At 57.8% G+C, this 16,108-nt stretch carries 15 protein-coding genes and 7 pseudogenes; 16 read left to right on the top strand and 6 right to left on the bottom strand.

Annotated features, from left to right (window positions below; all coding sequences use genetic code 11):
* Positions 1 to 3 precede the first annotated feature (3 nt).
* The 3 genes from coaD to GKE73_RS05710 form a co-directional block, all read right to left on the bottom strand.
* Entirely contained in the window at positions 4 to 498 is a 495-nt protein-coding gene (gene coaD / locus GKE73_RS05700) for a pantetheine-phosphate adenylyltransferase (RefSeq protein WP_280954782.1), read from the bottom strand.
* Positions 499 to 986: 488 nt separating this feature from the next.
* Positions 987 to 1,571 carry a beta-ketoacyl-ACP synthase III gene (locus GKE73_RS05705; protein ID WP_230371408.1) on the bottom strand — a complete coding sequence of 195 codons (585 nt, stop codon included), beginning with the start codon at positions 1,569 to 1,571 and terminating at the stop codon, positions 987 to 989.
* Positions 1,528 to 2,109 (bottom strand): hypothetical protein, encoded by a 582-nt coding sequence (locus GKE73_RS05710; RefSeq protein WP_230369397.1) that lies wholly within the window; start codon positions 2,107 to 2,109, stop codon positions 1,528 to 1,530. Before GKE73_RS05710 ends, GKE73_RS05705 begins: the two co-directional genes overlap by 44 nt.
* Before the next feature lie 293 nt (positions 2,110 to 2,402).
* On the opposite strand from GKE73_RS05710, the gene iscR reads away from it, so the two are divergent.
* The 10 genes and pseudogenes from iscR to GKE73_RS05760 all read left to right on the top strand — a co-directional run bounded on the left by iscR (position 2,403) and on the right by GKE73_RS05760 (position 8,809).
* Positions 2,403 to 2,858 (top strand): Fe-S cluster assembly transcriptional regulator IscR, encoded by a 456-nt coding sequence (iscR, locus tag GKE73_RS05715; RefSeq protein ID WP_230369398.1) that lies wholly within the window; start codon positions 2,403 to 2,405, stop codon positions 2,856 to 2,858.
* 57 nt (positions 2,859 to 2,915) lie between these two features.
* Positions 2,916 to 4,135: pseudogene (locus GKE73_RS05720) on the top strand (IscS subfamily cysteine desulfurase).
* Positions 4,136 to 4,205: 70 nt separating this feature from the next.
* Positions 4,206 to 4,588 (top strand): annotated as a pseudogene (gene iscU, locus GKE73_RS05725) (Fe-S cluster assembly scaffold IscU).
* Positions 4,589 to 4,604: 16 nt separating this feature from the next.
* Positions 4,605 to 4,928: an iron-sulfur cluster assembly protein IscA gene (gene iscA / locus GKE73_RS05730; protein ID WP_230369399.1), complete on the top strand. Its 324-nt coding sequence runs from the start codon at positions 4,605 to 4,607 to the stop codon at positions 4,926 to 4,928.
* A gap of 93 nt (positions 4,929 to 5,021) precedes the next feature.
* A complete protein-coding gene (hscB, locus tag GKE73_RS05735; RefSeq protein WP_230369400.1) occupies positions 5,022 to 5,555 on the top strand; it encodes a Fe-S protein assembly co-chaperone HscB in 534 nt (177 codons plus the stop codon).
* Positions 5,556 to 5,741: 186 nt separating this feature from the next.
* Positions 5,742 to 7,499, top strand: coding sequence for a Fe-S protein assembly chaperone HscA (gene hscA, locus GKE73_RS05740; protein WP_230369401.1), 1,758 nt, complete (start codon positions 5,742 to 5,744; stop codon positions 7,497 to 7,499).
* Between the two features lie 8 nt (positions 7,500 to 7,507).
* Positions 7,508 to 7,850, top strand: a pseudogene (gene fdx, locus GKE73_RS05745) (ISC system 2Fe-2S type ferredoxin).
* Between the two features lie 14 nt (positions 7,851 to 7,864).
* Positions 7,865 to 8,060: pseudogene (iscX, locus tag GKE73_RS05750) on the top strand (Fe-S cluster assembly protein IscX).
* Positions 8,061 to 8,252: 192 nt separating this feature from the next.
* Positions 8,253 to 8,525: a glutathione S-transferase N-terminal domain-containing protein gene (locus GKE73_RS05755; RefSeq protein ID WP_230371409.1), complete on the top strand. Its 273-nt coding sequence runs from the start codon at positions 8,253 to 8,255 to the stop codon at positions 8,523 to 8,525.
* On the top strand, positions 8,483 to 8,809 hold the full coding sequence (locus tag GKE73_RS05760; RefSeq protein ID WP_230369402.1) for a glutathione S-transferase C-terminal domain-containing protein: 327 nt from the start codon (positions 8,483 to 8,485) through the stop codon (positions 8,807 to 8,809). The genes GKE73_RS05755 and GKE73_RS05760 overlap by 43 nt, the downstream gene beginning before the upstream one ends.
* Before the next feature lie 261 nt (positions 8,810 to 9,070).
* Here the strand turns inward: GKE73_RS05760 and hemN are convergent.
* Positions 9,071 to 10,479 (bottom strand): annotated as a pseudogene (gene hemN, locus GKE73_RS05765) (oxygen-independent coproporphyrinogen III oxidase).
* 109 nt (positions 10,480 to 10,588) lie between these two features.
* Here hemN and fnr point away from each other — a divergent pair.
* Positions 10,589 to 11,312 (top strand): annotated as a pseudogene (fnr, locus tag GKE73_RS05770) (fumarate/nitrate reduction transcriptional regulator Fnr).
* A gap of 314 nt (positions 11,313 to 11,626) precedes the next feature.
* Here the strand turns inward: fnr and GKE73_RS05775 are convergent.
* Together GKE73_RS05775 and GKE73_RS05780 are read right to left on the bottom strand one after the other, a co-directional pair.
* Positions 11,627 to 12,430, bottom strand: a complete 804-nt coding sequence (locus GKE73_RS05775) for a DUF1853 family protein (RefSeq protein ID WP_230369403.1) — start codon at positions 12,428 to 12,430, stop codon at positions 11,627 to 11,629.
* A gap of 36 nt (positions 12,431 to 12,466) precedes the next feature.
* Positions 12,467 to 13,231, bottom strand: a complete 765-nt coding sequence (locus GKE73_RS05780; protein WP_230369404.1) for an RNA methyltransferase — start codon at positions 13,229 to 13,231, stop codon at positions 12,467 to 12,469.
* Between the two features lie 145 nt (positions 13,232 to 13,376).
* Between GKE73_RS05780 and GKE73_RS05785 the strand changes: the two are divergent.
* The 5 genes and pseudogenes from GKE73_RS05785 (at position 13,377) to GKE73_RS05805 (ending at position 16,053) form a co-directional block, all read left to right on the top strand.
* Positions 13,377 to 14,163, top strand: a pseudogene (locus GKE73_RS05785) (inositol monophosphatase family protein).
* A gap of 269 nt (positions 14,164 to 14,432) precedes the next feature.
* A complete protein-coding gene (locus GKE73_RS05790) occupies positions 14,433 to 14,810 on the top strand; it encodes an MCP four helix bundle domain-containing protein (RefSeq protein WP_230369405.1) in 378 nt (125 codons plus the stop codon).
* Between the two features lie 85 nt (positions 14,811 to 14,895).
* On the top strand, positions 14,896 to 15,156 hold the full coding sequence (locus GKE73_RS05795) for a hypothetical protein (protein ID WP_230369406.1): 261 nt from the start codon (positions 14,896 to 14,898) through the stop codon (positions 15,154 to 15,156).
* A complete protein-coding gene (locus tag GKE73_RS05800) occupies positions 15,098 to 15,451 on the top strand; it encodes a methyl-accepting chemotaxis protein (RefSeq protein ID WP_230369407.1) in 354 nt (117 codons plus the stop codon). Before GKE73_RS05795 ends, GKE73_RS05800 begins: the two co-directional genes overlap by 59 nt.
* Positions 15,445 to 16,053 carry a methyl-accepting chemotaxis protein gene (locus GKE73_RS05805; RefSeq protein ID WP_230369408.1) on the top strand — a complete coding sequence of 203 codons (609 nt, stop codon included), beginning with the start codon at positions 15,445 to 15,447 and terminating at the stop codon, positions 16,051 to 16,053. The genes GKE73_RS05800 and GKE73_RS05805 overlap by 7 nt, the downstream gene beginning before the upstream one ends.
* Positions 16,054 to 16,108: the final 55 nt, after the last annotated feature.

Raw genomic sequence — 16,108 nt, forward strand, 5'->3', positions numbered from 1 at the left:
TGTTCATTTTGGCGTATACATGGCCATCAGCTTGCGGTAGACCGGTTCCGGCAGGTATTGGCGTATGACGTTTTCCCAGCCATGCGGCCCGACCAGGCCCTTGACCATGGTGGACGACACTTCGGCATATTCGCGCGGCGGCAGCAGGAAAACGGTGGTGATATCCGGATGCAGGTCGGAATTGATATAGCGCATGGTGCGCTCGTACTCGTAATCGCTGGCGGTGCGGATACCGCGCACGATGTAATTGGCACCCGCGCTTTGCGCGTAGTCGACCAGAAACTGGTTCTCGAATACGTCGACGCGCAATTTATCGAAGCCACGCGTGACCGCCCGTAGCATATCCACCCGTTCCCCCACACTGAAGGTACAGTGCTTTTCCGGATTGACGCCAACCGCCACCACCAACTCGTCAAACAGCTCCACCGCTTCACGAATCATCCACAGGTGACCGTTGGTTACTGGGTCAAAACTTCCGGCATAGACAGCTCGCTTCAATTCGGAGATTCCTTTGAGTGGATGGCGCAAAGCGGAATGTAACGTGCACACCTCAGAGGGTAAAGCCATTTTTGCTGCAATGCGCTAAAAATTTGCCAGATTAATAATGCGGCAGGCGTAATTATTCACTGCTGCAGACAACCGAAGTCATAGCGGAGGGCAACAATTATTACAGCGCTAACACTTCTGGTATCACAAACAACAGGCGGGAAAGCTGGAGAGACGGGAATAAAGAGGGTGCCGGTTGGTAACGTCCCCGAACCACCCACCCACATCGGCGACGCCACCATCACGGCAGCGCCACGATTACCAGCCGCCCCTCAAATAGCGTTTGACGCAAATCAAGGGAGCCGCATCAGCCAGACTAGCCCTGCCGGATAGCCCCAATTCCCCGGCGGCACAACGGAACAGGCAAAGCGCCAATAGTTGTTATTCCACGAGAGCAGCAGCGCCGTTTTTCGGCCAACCTTAACCGACCACGGCAGGGCTCAACACTTGCGAATGACCACGCTACCAACCGAATAGCCCGCACCAAACGACGAGATCACACCAATATCGCCAGCCCGTAAGTCGGCATGGTGCAGATGGAAGGCAATGATCGACCCCGCCGAGCTGGTATTGGCGTAACGGTCCAGAATCACCGGCGCTTCGTCCAGCGACGCGTCACGCCCCAACACGCGACGGGCAATCAGCTGGTTCATGCTGAGATTGGCCTGATGCAGCCAGAAGCGTCGTACCGCCTGTGGCGCGAGCGCCAAAGCCTGTAAATGACCGGCGATATGCTCTCCCACCAGCGGGCACACCTCTTTGAATACCTTGCGCCCTTGCTGCACAAACAGCTTGTCTGGCTGTCCGATTCCGGCTTCGTCGCAGCGATTGAGAAAACCGAAGTTATTGCGAATGTTATTGGAGAAGCGTGTAGCCAGCTGGCTGCCCAGCACTTCAAACGCGTTGGCCGAAACCGCCGCGTCCGCCCGCTCCAGCACCAGCGCGGTACAGGCATCGCCAAAGATGAAATGGCTGTCACGATCACGGAAATTGAGGTGTGCCGTGCAGATTTCCGGATTCACCATCAGCACCGCGCGCGCCCTGGCCGCACTGAATGGCGTTGACGCCGTTCTGGATACCAAAAGTGGCGGAAGAACAGGCCACGTTCATGTCAAAGGCGTAGCCGTCAATGCCGAGGGCGTGCTGCACTTCAATGGCAACCGCAGGATACGGCCGCGACAGATTGGAGCAAGCGACAATGACCATGTCGATATCCGCCCCCGTGCGCCCTGCCCGCTGCAGCGCTTCACGTGCCGCCGCCACTGCCATTTCCGCCTGCAGCGACAGCTGATCATCGGGACGCTGCGGCAAATAAGGTGTCATGCGTTGCGGGTCGAGAATCCCCGCCTTGTCCATGACATAACGTTGCTCGATGCCCGACGCCTTGACAATGAATTCGGTACTGGATGGCGCCAGCGCGGCCAGCGTACCGGCGTCGATCTCGGCCTGATGGCTGTCGTTGAAGTCCTGAACATACCGATTAAACGCTTCGACCAGCTCGGCATTACTGATCACATGCGGCGGCGTGAACAGGCCGCTCCCGCTAATCACGACTTTATTCATGACGGTTCCTTCCGTGTGATCGCCAGCCGTGAGCGCGCTCATCACACCCTGTCCGAGCACCGTCAGCAGCGACCCAATTAAAACAATTGTTTGATCCAATCATACACGAAAGCGACACGGACACCGGCAAGAAATCCATCCCCATCGCCCAAAAAACCTAGTAAAATGCTCAACTTTCCGGCCGGAGGGGCGCTCTCATGCAAACGCATGATTACCCCGCGTCACAAATAGTTGACTAAATTAGTCGGAAATTAGATATAATCACTCCAGAACGATTGAAGGAGTCCGAGACCATGCGTTTAACCACAAAAGGCCGCTTTGCGGTAACGGCCATGCTTGATTTGGCCATGCGCGAAGCCAAGGGCCCGGTCACGCTGGCGGGAATCAGCGAACGCCAGAGCATCTCGCTATCCTATCTGGAGCAGTTGTTTGGCAAATTACGCCGGGCCGAACTGGTGGAAAGCGTACGCGGCCCCGGTGGCGGGTATAATTTGGCCAAGACACCGGTCGACATTGCCGTGTCCGACATCATCGCCGCCGTGGATGAACCGGTGGATGCGACCCAGTGTGGCGGGCGCGAAAACTGTCATGGCAACAACCGTTGTATGACCCATGACTTGTGGACCAATCTGAACGCCACCATTTTTGAATATCTGTCCAAGGTAAGCCTTGCTGATCTGGTGGAAAAGCAGCTTACCAAGGAACAATCCGTTGTGCAGGACAAGCGTGAATGCAGCTCGCGTCAGTAAGCCGCATCCGCACCCGGCAGTCTGTAACGCCGGACAGCCTTCGTGGAGAATTTTAGAATGAGCCAGCTCAAGCTTCCGATCTACCTCGACTACTCGGCTACCACGCCAGTAGATCCGCGTGTTGCCGAGAAAATGATCCCTTATCTGACCGAGAAGTTCGGTAACCCGGCATCGCGCAGCCACAGCTTCGGCTGGGAGGCGGAAGAAGCAGTGGAAAACGCACGCGCCGAAGTGGCCCGGCTAATCAATGCCGACCCGAAAGAAATCGTCTGGACTTCCGGCGCAACCGAATCGGACAACCCTGGCCATCAAGGGCGCGGCCGAGTTCTACAAGAGCAAGGGCAAGCACATCATCACGGTCAAGACCGAACACAAGGCCGTGCTGGATACCTGCCGCGAGCTGGAACGTCGTGGTTTTGAAGTGACCTATCTGGGTGTGCAGGAAAATGGCCTGATCAATCTGGATGAATTCAAAGCTGCCATCCGCCCGGACACCATTCTGGTGTCGGTGATGTTCGTCAACAACGAGATCGGCGTGATTCAGGACATTCCGCAGATTGGGGAAATCTGCCGCGAAAAAGGCATCATCTTCCACGTGGATGCCACGCAGGCACCGGGCAAGGTCGATATCGACATGGACAAGCTCAAGGTGGATTTGATGAGTCTGTCTGCGCACAAGGTGTACGGCCCGAAAGGCATTGGCGCCTTGTATGTACGCCGTAAACCGCGCGTCCGGCTGGAAGCCCAGATGCACGGCGGTGGCCACGAACGCGGCTTCCGCTCCGGCACGCTGGCCACCCACCAGATCGTTGGCATGGGCGAGGCGTTCCGTCTGGCGCGCGAGGAAATGGCCAGCGAGCAGGCACGCATCCGCCAGCTACGCGACCGCCTGTGGAATGGTCTCCGAGGATATGGAAGAAGTCTATATCAACGGCGACATGGAACATCGCGTTCCCAACAACCTCAACGTCAGCTTCAACTTTGTTGAGGGCGAAAGCCTGATCATGGCGATCAAGGATTTGGCTGTTTCCAGTGGTTCGGCCTGCACTTCGGCCTCGCTGGAGCCGTCGTACGTGCTGCGCGCGCTGGGACGCAATGATGAACTGGCCCACAGCTCGATCCGTTTCACCCTCGGCCGCTTCACCACGGAAGAAGAAATCGACTACACCGTAAAGCTGCTCAAGGAAAAAATCGGCAAGCTGCGCGAACTGTCGCCGCTGTGGGAAATGTACAAGGACGGCGTGGACCTCAACACCGTTCAGTGGGCTGCACACTAACTGATTGATAGACGCTTTCGGCCAACCCGGACAAAGCCGCAAGGTTGGCCGAAACCGCAGGAGAAGCACCATGGCTTATAGCGACAAGGTACTGGAACATTACGAGAACCCGCGCAACGTCGGGGCATTTGAAAAAGGTGACGACACCGTAGGCACCGGCATGGTGGGCGCAAAGCCTGTGGCGACGTGATGAAGCTGCAGATCAAGGTAGGCGAAAATGGCGTCATCGAAGACGCCAAGTTCAAAACCTATGGCTGTGGTTCGGCCATTGCCTCCTCATCGCTGGTGACCGAATGGGTCAAGGGCAAGACGCTGGATGAAGCGCTGGCCATCAAGAACACCGACATCGCCGAAGAACTGGCGCTGCCGCCGGTCAAGATCCACTGCTCGATTCTGGCTGAAGACGCCATCAAGGCGGCAGTGAGCGACTACAAGCAAAAACACGGCAAGTAATTCAAGGCACGCGATCATGGCCATTACTCTGACTGAACGTGCCGCCCAGCACGTGAGCGACTTCCTTGCCAAACGCGGCAAGGGTCTGGGCATTCGTCTGGGGGTCAAAACGTCTGGCTGCTCCGGCATGGCATATAAGCTGGAGTTTGTCGATGCGCCCAGCGATGATGACATCACCTTCGACAGCCACGGCGTCACCGTGTTTACCGACGCCAAAAGCCCGGCCTACCTCGATGGCACCGAGCTGGATTACAGCAAGGAAGGCCTGAACGAAGGCTTCAAGTTCAATAACCCCAACGTGAAGAACGAGTGCGGTTGCGGCGAAAGCTTCAACGTCTGACCAGCCCTGCCGCTGGCGCTTCTGAACTTACGTTGTCGCTTACCTGATGGGCCGGTCGTTTCTTGTGCCCCCATCCGCCCGCGGACTAACACTATGCATGTCGATTTCTCGCAGGATCACTTCAGCCTGTTTGGTTTACCCGCCCGTTTCGCGCTCGACCTGCCCGCGCTGGAGCAGGCGTGGCGTACCGCCGCCGCTGAAGTGCACCCGGACCGTTACGCCAGCCATGGCGAGGCCGAAAAACGCATGGCGCTGATGATGGCCACACGCGTCAATGAGGCTTATCGCACGCTCAAGTCACCGCTGGCACGCGCCCGATACCTGCTGCAGCTGCGGGGCGTCGACACCCGGGAAGAAACCAACACCAGCATGCCCACGGATTTCCTCATGGCGCAGATGGAATGGCGCGAAGGAATTGAAGACGCCAAGGCCGCGGGCGATGTGGACGCACTGGAAGCGCTGTCACGTGACCTGCGTGGCGAAACCCGCCAGCTGGAAAACTTGCTGGAGCTGGCGCTGGATCAGCAAGCAGATTTGGACGCTGCCGCCCTTCTGGTGAGAAAATTGCGTTTTCTGGAAAAACTGGAACAGGAAATCGGTGACGCCATCGAAACTCTGCTGGACTGATACCGCCCGGCAAGCCGCACCGACGCCGTCAGGTTGGCCGAACGCCTGACGCTCCGCTCACAATAAAGACACGACGCTTATCATGGCTCTCTTGCAAATCGCCGAACCCGGCCTCTCCGCCGCCCCGCACCAACACCGCCGGCCATAGGCATCGACCCGGGCACCACCAACTCACTGGTCGCCACCGTGCGCAGCGGTTCCGCCACCGTGCTGGCCGACACAGATGGCCGCGGCCTGCTGCCGTCGGTCGTGCGCTACACGGAAGACGGGCAAACCGTGGTTGGCCATGAGGCACAAAAAGAGCAAAGCCGCGATCCGCACAACACCATCGTTTCGGTCAAGCGCTTCATGGGGCGCGGCCTTACCGACATTCAGGATGCAGGCAGCCTGCCCTATCGGTTTGTCGATGCGCCCGGCATGGTGCAACTGGTCACCCGCGCCGGGGTAAAAAGCCCGGTAGAAGTTTCTGCCGACATCCTGCGCGTGCTGCAGCAACGGGCACAAGCGGCGCTTGGCGGCGAACTGACCGGCGCCGTGATTACCGTACCGGCCTATTTTGACGACGCCCAACGCCAGGCCACCAAGGATGCCGCCCAGTTGGCCGGGCTGCATGTGCTGCGCCTGTTGAACGAACCGACTGCCGCTGCCATTGCCTACGGGCTCGACAATAGCTCGGAAGGCACTTACGTGGTCTACGATCTGGGCGGTGGCACCTTTGACGTTTCCATCCTGAAGCTGACGCGTGGCGTGTTTGAAGTGATGGCAACCAGCGGCGACTCCGCCCTCGGTGGCGACGATTTCGACCACCGCGTGTACTGCTGGATACTGGAGCAAGTTGGCCTCTCCGGCCTGAATGCACAGGACAGCCGCCTGCTGCTCACCTGCGCCCGGCAAGCCAAGGAAGCGCTTACCGATCACGCCGAAAGCCAGATCACCGCATTGCTCTCCGATGGTCAGGCCATTGATCTCACGCTGGATCAAAACACCTTCCGCCAGATCACCAAAACGCTGGTGGATAAAACCCTGACACCGGTACGCAAGGCACTGCGCGACGCTCGGCATCCAGCGCGAAGACGTCAAAGGCGTGGTCATGGTGGGCGGCGCCACGCGCATGCCACACGTACAAAAAGCGGTGGGGGAGTTTTTCGGCCAACCTCCGCTCACCAATCTCGACCCGGACAAGGTGGTTGCGCTGGGAGCAGCGATCCAGGCCAATGTGCTGGCTTAAGCAACAAGGGCGACGACGAATGGCTGCTGCTGGATGTCATCCCGCTGTCGCTGGGCATCGAAACCATGGGCGGCCTGACCGAAAAAATCATCCCGCGCAACAGCACCATTCCGATTGCCCGCGCGCAAGACTTCACCACCTTCAAGGACGGCCAGACGGCCATGTCCATCCACGTTTTGCAGGGTGAACGCGAACTGGTGAGCGACTGCCGCTCGCTGGCCAAATTCGTCCTGCGCGGCATCCCGCCGATGGTGGCTGGTGCCGCCCGCATTCGCATCACCTTTCAGGTGGATGCCGACGGCTTGCTGGCCGTCTCGGCGCGCGAGCTGACCTCCGGCGTGGAAGCCAGCATCGAGGTCAAACCGTCTTACGGTCTGACCGATGACGAAATCAGCCGCATGCTGACCGAATCGCTCGACCACGTTCAGGACGACATCGAAGCCCGCAAGCTGCGCGAGGCCATCGTTGATGCCGAAAGCCTGGTCGCCGCCACCCGCGCGGCGCTGCAAGCCGATGGCGAATTGCTGGCCGATGACGAACGTCTGGGCGTGGATAACGCCATCGCACAGGTTGAACAGGCCATCGCCAGCCGGGTCACCCGCCAGGTCAATGCCGCCGCCAGCCAGCTCAATCACGCCACCGAAACCTTTGCCGCCCGCCGCATGGATCGCAATATCCAGCGCGCGCTCAAAGGCCAGAACATTGCCGAACTGTAAGGACCATCATGCCGCGCATCATCGTTTTGCCGCATAGCCAGCTGTGCCCGGAAGGGGCCGTCATCGATCAGGCCGAACCCTGGCAAAAACATCTGTGAAACCCTGCTGGAACACGACATCGAGATCGAGCATGCCTGCGAAATGTCCTGTGCCTGCACCACCTGTCACGTGATCATCCGCGAGGGCTTCAATTCCCTCGCCCCCTCGGATGAACTGGAAGACGACATGCTGGACAAGGCCCGGGGGCTGGAGCCGACTTCGCGCCTGTCCTGCCGGGCACTGATTGGCGATCAGGATCTGGTGGTGGAAATCCCCAAATACACCATCAACCTGGCCCGTGAAAACCACTGAAAAGGATGCACGACATGAAGTGGACCGACGTCAACGACATTGCCATCGAACTGAGCGAAACCCACCCAGAGGTTGATCCCACGCAAGTGCGCTTCACCGATCTGCACAATTGGGTGCTGGCGTTGCCGGGCTTTGACGATGGTTAGGCGACGCGGCGGTGAGCGCGTACTGGAAGCCATCCAGCAAGCGTGGATCGACGAAGTCAACTGACCCGCCCACACGCCGCCGAACGCCCTGCCAGCCACCATCTGGCCGGGCGTTTTTTGTTTACGGCTTGCAGCCGTGCGGCGTTTGCCGTCCAATCAATACTTATCCCTCGCTCACGGAGTCGGCCATGTTTACCCTGATCATCGGCAGCAAAAACCATTCATCCTGGTCACTACGCCCCGGCTGGTCTTGAAAATGCTCAATGAGCCGTTTCTGGAACAGCTCATCCCGCTGTTTCAGCCTGAGACCAAGGCGCGCATTCAGGCCATCAGTCCATCCGGCAAAGTACCGGTCTTGCTTGATAACCAACAACGCATCTGGGATACGCTGGCCATTTGCGAATACCGGCCGAATGCTTCCCCGCTGCGCGACTATGGCCCGATGATGCTGCCGACCGGGCTCAGGCACGCTCGATCAGCGCCGAAATGCACGCCGGCTTTACCGCCCTGCGCACCCACATGCCGATGAACATTACCGCTCGCCATCCCGGTGTCGGTCACACGCCGGAGGTAGACGCCGACATCGCGCGCATTACCGGGCTGTGGCAGGAGTTGCGCCACCAGCACCAGGCCGATGGCCCGTTCCTGTTTGGTCACTTCACCATTGCCGATGCCTTCTATGCGCCAGTGGTCACCCGCTTCCTGACCTACGACGTGCCCCTGCCACCGCTGGCACAAGCCTACGCCGACCACATCCTGTCGCTGCCCGCCATGCAGGAATGGTATGACGCCGCCGCGGCCGAAGTGGCTTGACACGAGGGTTGGCCGGTTCGGCCAACCCTGCCACAGCATCCCTTCCACATGGAGGGTGGCCATACCATGTAGCACTCCCACGTGATTGGGGCCCCCCTTGACGACCACCATGCCGTCTTCTGCTCACGACATGGGTAGAGTTGTCACCATGACCACTGCGACGCCCTTGACGCAGCACATCGCGACGTAAAAAAGCCTGCATGCCTTATCGGCCATGCAGGCTTTTTCTGGTCCACTCATCCAGCAATGCTGGCAAGCGGATCAGATCGTCTTGGAATAACGCGCCTTGGTTTCTTTTTCGCGCAGATAACGGTCGAAAATCATCGCAATATTGCGGATCAGGAACCGCCCTTTCGGCTCTACCATCAGGAAATCACCGTCAAACGTCAGCAAGCCTTCTTTCTGCAACTCACGAATTTGCGGCAATTCATCCGCAAAGTGATTGGCAAAATTGATCCCGTACACCTGCTCAATCGCTTCCACTGACAACGAGAAACGGCACATCAGGCCATGAATGATACTGCGACGCAGAATATCGTCTTCGTTCAGCATCAAACCGCGCAGTACCGGTAAATGGCTTAAGCATCAATCCGGGCATAGTAACGGTCCAGATCTTTCTCGCTCTGGCTGTAACACGGGCCAACCTTGCCGATCGACGACACGCCAAAACCGATCATGTCACAGTCCGCGTAGGTGGAATATCCCCGGAAATTGCGCTGCAACCGCCCCTGACTCAAGGCCACCGACAGGTCGTCTTCCGGCTTGGCAAAGTGGTCCATACCGATAAACACGTAACCGGCATCCGCCAGAGCCTTGACCGAGTCTTGCAGAATATCCAGCTTGACGGCAGCAGCAGGCAAATCCGCCTCATTGATACGCCGCTGTGGCATGAACACGCTAGGCAAGTGCGCATAGTTGTACAAAGCAAGCCGATCCGGGCTGATGGCAATCACTTTTTCCAGCGTACGCGCCACGGATTCACGCGTTTGCAGCGGCAGGCCATAAATCAGGTCGATGCTGACTGATTTGAAGCCCGCATCACGCGCCGCCTGGATCACCTCCAGCGTTTCTTCCTCGCTCTGGATACGGTTAACCGCCTGCTGCACGCGCGGATCAAAATCCTGCACCCCGACGCTCATGCGGTTGAAACCCAGCTGGGCCAGATGAAAAACAGTCTCACGTCCCACTTTGCGCGGATCGATCTCTATGGAATACTCGCCCTCCGGCAAGAATTCGAAATGGGTGCGTAAAATTCCCATCAGTCGATCGAGTTGTGCATCGGACAGGAAGGTGGGCGTGCCGCCGCCAAAATGCAGCTGGATGACCTTTTCGCGATAGCCCAAGGCATCCGCCACCATCTTGATTTCCTTCTCAAGATAGTCGATGTAGGCATCGGCGCGGCTCTTGTCCTTGGTGATGATCTTGTTGCAACCACAGTAATAGCAAATAGTGTTGCAAAACGGTATATGCACGTATAGTGACACTGGCTTATGGTTAGCACCGATCTGGTGTAACTTCAGACAATGTTTATAATCCTCCTCCGTGAAGGCGGCCGTGAAACGGTCCGCCGTCGGATAGGACGTGTATCTTGGCCCCGAGCCATCGAGCCTTTCGATCAGTGCTCTGTCGAACTCGAAATGGGCGGGAGAAAACGGGTGGGTGGTCTTCATGTCGTCTTTAGATGGAAAAACCTCGGGTGGACTGGTAAATTTGCGGAAAACGTGCGAATTCCGCTTTGACCACGGTCAAGCTTCTTTACAAGGTGGGACAAAAACTTGCATGACTGATCAGACTCCTATTCCTCTGAACACGCTGAAAGTGTCGTGCTCCAATTGCAGTTTGCGCGAGCTGTGCCTGCCGGTTGGCCTGAACCGCGATGAAATGACCCAGCTCGATGCCGTCATCCGCCAGAGCCGTCGCTTCAAGCGTGGCGAGTATCTGTTCCGCAGCGGCGAAGCGTTCAAGTCGCTGTTTGCCGTGCGCACCGGTTTCTTCAAGACCAGCGTTGCCAGCCGGGATGGCCGCGAGCAGGTCACCGGCTTCCTGATGTCGGGCGAGCTGATGGGGCTGGACGGCATTTCGTCCAACGTGCACGGCTGCGATGCCATCGCACTGGAAGACAGCGAAGTGTGCGAGCTGCCGTTTAACCGCATGGCCAGCCCGGGACGCGACATTCCCAGTCTGCAGCACCATTTTTACCGCCTGATGAGCCGCGAGATCGTGCGCGATCAGAACTCCATGCTGCTGCTTGGCAACATGAAGGCCGAAGAACGCCCTGGCCGCATTTCTGTTGAATCTGTCGCAACGTTTGTCTACTCGCGGGTTTGCCGCCAACGATTTCATTCTGCGCATGAGCCGGGAAGAAATTGGCAGTTTTCTGGGGCTCAAACTGGAAACCGTCAGCCGGACGTTATCCAAATTCCAGCAACAAGGCTGGATTACCGTCGATCACAAGCATATTCAACTGGGTAAGCCGGAAGCGCTGAAAGAGCTGATTGCTTAAGCTGCCTGCATCCGCACGCGGAATAACCGCGCAAAGAGATAAAACCGCTTGCTCGGGGCATGTCATCTTGTTGGCATGCCCGTCACCTCCCACTCATCATTGACGACAACATTCCGTTTGCCAAGGTAACACTGCGGCTAACCGGCGACTTTCTGAAAAAATCTTGATCTGGAACAGAAGTGACGGCCACGTGGCTGTGGCGTATCGACCCAAGGCGGTTGCATCAGCCTGGATGAAAGATCGCCGCCGCCGGTGCGGCAGTGGAAGCTGGCAGGGCCTGGATACGCTGGCACAACGCCGCCAGACGCTCGGCATCAGGCCAGTCTGACGGAGTCACAAAGCCTCGCGTCACCTCGCACCAAGTACCGGTACTGTCCGGTTGCAACGCAGCCACCAGTTGCGGTCCCGTTGAGCAGTGCCAGCCGTGCGCGCAGGTCAGATTCGGCCAACGTATATTCCTCGCTCACGCGCGCTGGCGATAACCACGCCAAACGCGGCAATAGCACCCAACGCGCCCCGGCAGGCCGACACGGCCATGCTCCGCTCACCGATGCCACCCAGCCCGCGGGTTGGCTCACGGGTTGGCCGGAAGTGAAGCGCCAGCCGGTCAGGCGCAATCCTGCACGACAACCGACAAACCCCGGAGGCAACAGCGCTGAAGCAGCAGGATGGCGCGACAAAACCAGTTGTTGTGCCAGCTTGGCCGCCTTGAGCGGCCGGGCATCCTGCAAGCCGGGTCCGACCCACTCCGCATCGGTCTGAGGTTGCTGCAGGTAAAACTTGCTGGCAACTTCCAGATGCCACGGCTCGCCATCCAGCCGCAATAAAAAATCAAACTCGCCGACGGTATGGCTTTTTGCGTCGCGCACCGCCAGGTTGGCCGAAACCAGCTGGATGTGCGGGGCAAATTGGAACCAGAAGGTCAGCAGCAACTCGGCATAACGGCCAAGGCGACGTAGCGGCTGGTGCGACGCCAACCAGTCGAGTAATGGCTGCGGCCGGGCATCCAGCTCGCGCAAGCGTTGCTCGCCTTGTGCGCCCAGAAGCCTGGCAGGATCGATATCGCAACCGGATGTCCATGGCGAAGGCGCACTCAGCAAGAAGGCCAGATCGCGCACAGACTGCCGTGCCGGCAGGCGGCAACGAGCGGCAGTTCAATCGTCGTCGTGCTGGACATGGCCGTCGGCCACACGCTGCACCTGCTTGAGGAAGCCACGCAGAATATCGACTTCTTCGCGCAGCATGCCGGCGCGGTTGAACAGCGTACGCATGCGCCGCATCAGCCGTTCGCCATTGCGGCGGCGGTAGTAACCGATGTGTTCCAGTGTTTGGTCCAGATGACCACAGAAGCCTTCCACCTCACCACGGGTAGCCGTTTCACCCTCTGCGCGCAAGTAATCGACGGTGACGCCACTATGGCTGAACAGCTCGTAGGTCATCACCTGCACGGCCATGGCAAGGTTGAGCGAGAAGTAGTCCGGGTTGCCGGGAATGGTCACCAGCCGGTTGCACTGTTCGACCTCATCAATCGACAAGCCAAAGGTTTCGTTGCCAAACACCATGGCAACCTGCTCGCCGTCTTGCGCCCGGGCAATCAGCTCCGGGGTCGTCTCGCGCGGCGTGGACAGCGGAGTCGTCAGTTCGCGGCGACGGCTGGTGAGCGCGCACGCTACCGTCACGTCAGTCAGCGCTTCGGCCAACGTTGGTACCACCACCGCCTGTTCCAGTACATCGACAGCACCGGAGGCCAGCGTATTGGCTTCGTCACTGGGAAAGGTTTTCGGTTCAACCAGATAGAGCCGGGTCAGGCCCATGGTTTTCATGGCGCGGGCAGCCGAGCCGATGTTGCCGGGATGACTGGGGCGCGCCAGCACCACGCGAATGTTTTTCAGAAAATCAGGTACTTGGGGTTTATTCATCAGCGGTTTCGCATTAAAATGGCAGGCATTCATAAAGCCCGCGCCTACGCGTCGGGTTTTTTTGTTCCTTAACCCAGATTGTTATCAGCAGGTGTCCCGTGCTCACACGGGCTATCTGCCATTGTTGATAGTGTAGAGGCCGTCAATGCATCCGATGCTCAATGTCGCGGTTAAAGCCGCTCGTCGCGCTGGCAACGTTATCCAGCGTGCGTCGCTCAACCTCGATGCCGTTCGCGTAGAGAAAAAGCAGTTCAACGATTTTGTTACAGAGGCCGATCGCTCGGCGGAACAAACCATCATCGAAGCCATTCTCGACGCCTATCCGAAACACGCCATTCTAGCAGAAGAGACCGGCGCTCAAGGCATTGGCACCTCCGAGTACGAATGGATCATTGACCCGATCGACGGCACTACCAACTTCATGCACGGCCACCCGCAATACGCCATCTCCATTGCGCTGGCACACAAGGGCCAGATTCAGCAGGCCGTGGTGTATGACCCCAACCGTAACGATCTGTTTACCGCTTCGCGCGGTGTCGGTGCGTTCCTCAACGACCGCCGCATCCGCGTTTCCAAACGCTTCCTGATGAACGAATGCCTGATCGCCACCGGCTTTCCGGTTACCGATCAGAGCTATATCGACACCTATCTCTCCATGCTCAAAGACGTACTGGCCAAAACCGTCTGGCGTGCGTCGTGAAGGTGCGGCTTCGCTCGACCTGTGTAACGTGGCCTGCGGCCGCGTCGAAGGTTACTGGGAATTCAACCTCAAGCCGTGGGACATTGCCGCGGGCAGCCTGATCGTGCAAGAAGCCGGTGGCATTGTTACCGACATGCACGGTGAACAAGGTTGGCTGGAATCTGGCGATATCGTTGCCGCCAACCCGAAAGTGCTGGCACAGATGCTGCACCTGTTGGCTCCGCATCTATAAAAACATTAATTAGAAATTAATTTAAAATCCTCCGGCGCTGCTGGAGGATTTTTTTAATCAAAATGCACTTATTTGTTTAAAAAACAATTCTTATGACATGAATGAAAACAAAACACATCAAAAATAGATCACGGCTGTAAGTGTTTATTTGCAAAAGAATTATTACTTCCCGAATTGAGCAGCACACCCTATCTTTTTTTATAAATTGTCTTACAATCTGTCTGAGCACCATTAACAACGCTGTCCATGACAATAACGGAGTGTGCCAGATGAAAATAAGCCAACGACTCCTGCTAACCCTGTCCACTGCCTTGGTTGCCTTGCTAGCAGTCGGTTCATTTGGGCTGTGGCAACTGAAACAAGCCAACACCCGTTTTGATTACATTGCCGAAAACACCATGCCCAGCGTGCTGGCACTGGATCATGTCAAAGACACGTTTGCAGAAATGCGGGTGCAGGTTTACCGCCACGTGCTGGCCAACAATCCGGAACTGAAACAAAAAGAAGAACAACTGATTCGCGAATCGGACCAGAAGCTGGCTAGCGAGCTGAACGATTACGAAAAGAACCTGATCTCCAATCAGGAAGACCGTGATCTGCTGGCGAAAGACCGGCTACGCTCAAGGCCTATGAAGCCGGACGGGTGAAGTTGCTGCAACTTTCCAATGCCAACCAGCAAGCCGAAGCGCTGAATTACCTGATGCAAGGCACGCTCAGCACGCTAGCCGGGAAATGCGTGAGGCCATCGACGCACACAGCAAATTCAACTACAACGAAGCCAAGAAAATGACGGCGGACAACCACGCCGCCTATGAGCTGGCGTTCAAGTCCTGTCTGGGAGCCATGCTGCTGGCACTGATCGTCACCGGCGTCATGGCCATGCGTCTGTTCAGCAGCCTGCGCAGCAGCCCTGGATGGCATCAGCAGCACGCTGGTGAGCGTCAAGGACACCCTGAACTTCAAACAACGCGCACCGGTAGAACGCATGGATGAAGTGGGCCTGACGGCAACGGCCTTCAACGAGCTGCTGTCCACGTTGCAAAGAAGCTTTGGCGAAATTCGCAGCAGTGTCGGCAATATCGACCATTCGATGAGCGAAATGTCGAGCAACGCCGGTGAAATTGCCAAGAGTTCGGTGCATCAGAGCGAAGCGGCCTCCAGTATGGCGGCCGCGGTGGAACAAATGACGGTCAGCATCAACCATGTCGCTGACCGGGCACAGGAAGCCAGCCAGCAAACGCGCGATGCTTCAGCCAGATTGCCGAGGAAGGCAGCAAGGTTGTGCTGACCACGGTGGAAGGCATTACCACCATCGCCAGCTCGATCCGCGAAGCCGCTGATCGTATCTCGCTGCTGCGCGACGACAGCGAAACCATTGCCTCGGTATTGGGCGTGATCAAGGACATTGCCGACCAGACCAACCTGTTGGCGCTCAATGCCGCGATTGAAGCGGCGCGCGCCGGGGAAATGGGCCGTGGTTTTGCCGTGGTGGCCGATGAGGTGCGCAAGTTGGCCGAACGTACCGCCAGCTCCACCACGGAGATTTCCTCGGTCATCGCCAAAATGAAACAGGGAACCAACGATGCGGTGGGCAGCATGCAGCAAGTGGTGGAGCGCGTTACCCGGGAAGCCGACTGCGCCCGCGAAGCCAGCGATGCCATCGACCGTATCCAGCGCAATACGCAGCGTGCGATGGAACTGGTGCAGGATATTTCCGACAGCATCGTCGAGCAAAGTTCGGCCAGCCAAACCATTGCACAGAACGTCGAGCAGATTGCGCAGATGGCCGAAGAAAACTCGGCGGCATCCAGCAGCTCGGCGGATGCGGCCAAGCAGTTGCATCAGCAGGCACGCCAGATTCTGACGACGGTATCGCAATATCAGGTCTGAGTAGCGGGTCGTTGTGACCCGGTTCAGCAAAAAAAGGGAAGCCTGGCTTCCCTTT

The sequence above is a fragment of the Paludibacterium denitrificans genome (assembly GCF_009707705.1).
Lineage (GTDB): Bacteria > Pseudomonadota > Gammaproteobacteria > Burkholderiales > Chromobacteriaceae > Paludibacterium_A > Paludibacterium_A denitrificans.

Bases quoted from the DNA above. Each gene is read 5' to 3' on its own strand.
- GKE73_RS05705 (WP_230371408.1), bottom strand. From the start codon at position 1,571: ATGGTGAATCCGGAAATCTGCACGGCACACCTCAATTTCCGTGATCGT.
- GKE73_RS05710 (WP_230369397.1), bottom strand. From the start codon at position 2,109: ATGAATAAAGTCGTGATTAGCGGGAGCGGCCTGTTCACGCCGCCGCAT.
- iscR (WP_230369398.1), top strand. From the start codon at position 2,403: ATGCGTTTAACCACAAAAGGCCGCTTTGCGGTAACGGCCATGCTTGAT.
- iscA (WP_230369399.1), top strand. From the start codon at position 4,605: ATGGCCATTACTCTGACTGAACGTGCCGCCCAGCACGTGAGCGACTTC.
- hscB (WP_230369400.1), top strand. From the start codon at position 5,022: ATGCATGTCGATTTCTCGCAGGATCACTTCAGCCTGTTTGGTTTACCC.
- GKE73_RS05755 (WP_230371409.1), top strand. From the start codon at position 8,253: ATGCTCAATGAGCCGTTTCTGGAACAGCTCATCCCGCTGTTTCAGCCT.
- GKE73_RS05760 (WP_230369402.1), top strand. From the start codon at position 8,483: ATGCACGCCGGCTTTACCGCCCTGCGCACCCACATGCCGATGAACATT.
- GKE73_RS05780 (WP_230369404.1), bottom strand. From the start codon at position 13,231: ATGAATAAACCCCAAGTACCTGATTTTCTGAAAAACATTCGCGTGGTG.
- GKE73_RS05790 (WP_230369405.1), top strand. From the start codon at position 14,433: ATGAAAATAAGCCAACGACTCCTGCTAACCCTGTCCACTGCCTTGGTT.
- GKE73_RS05795 (WP_230369406.1), top strand. From the start codon at position 14,896: ATGCGTGAGGCCATCGACGCACACAGCAAATTCAACTACAACGAAGCC.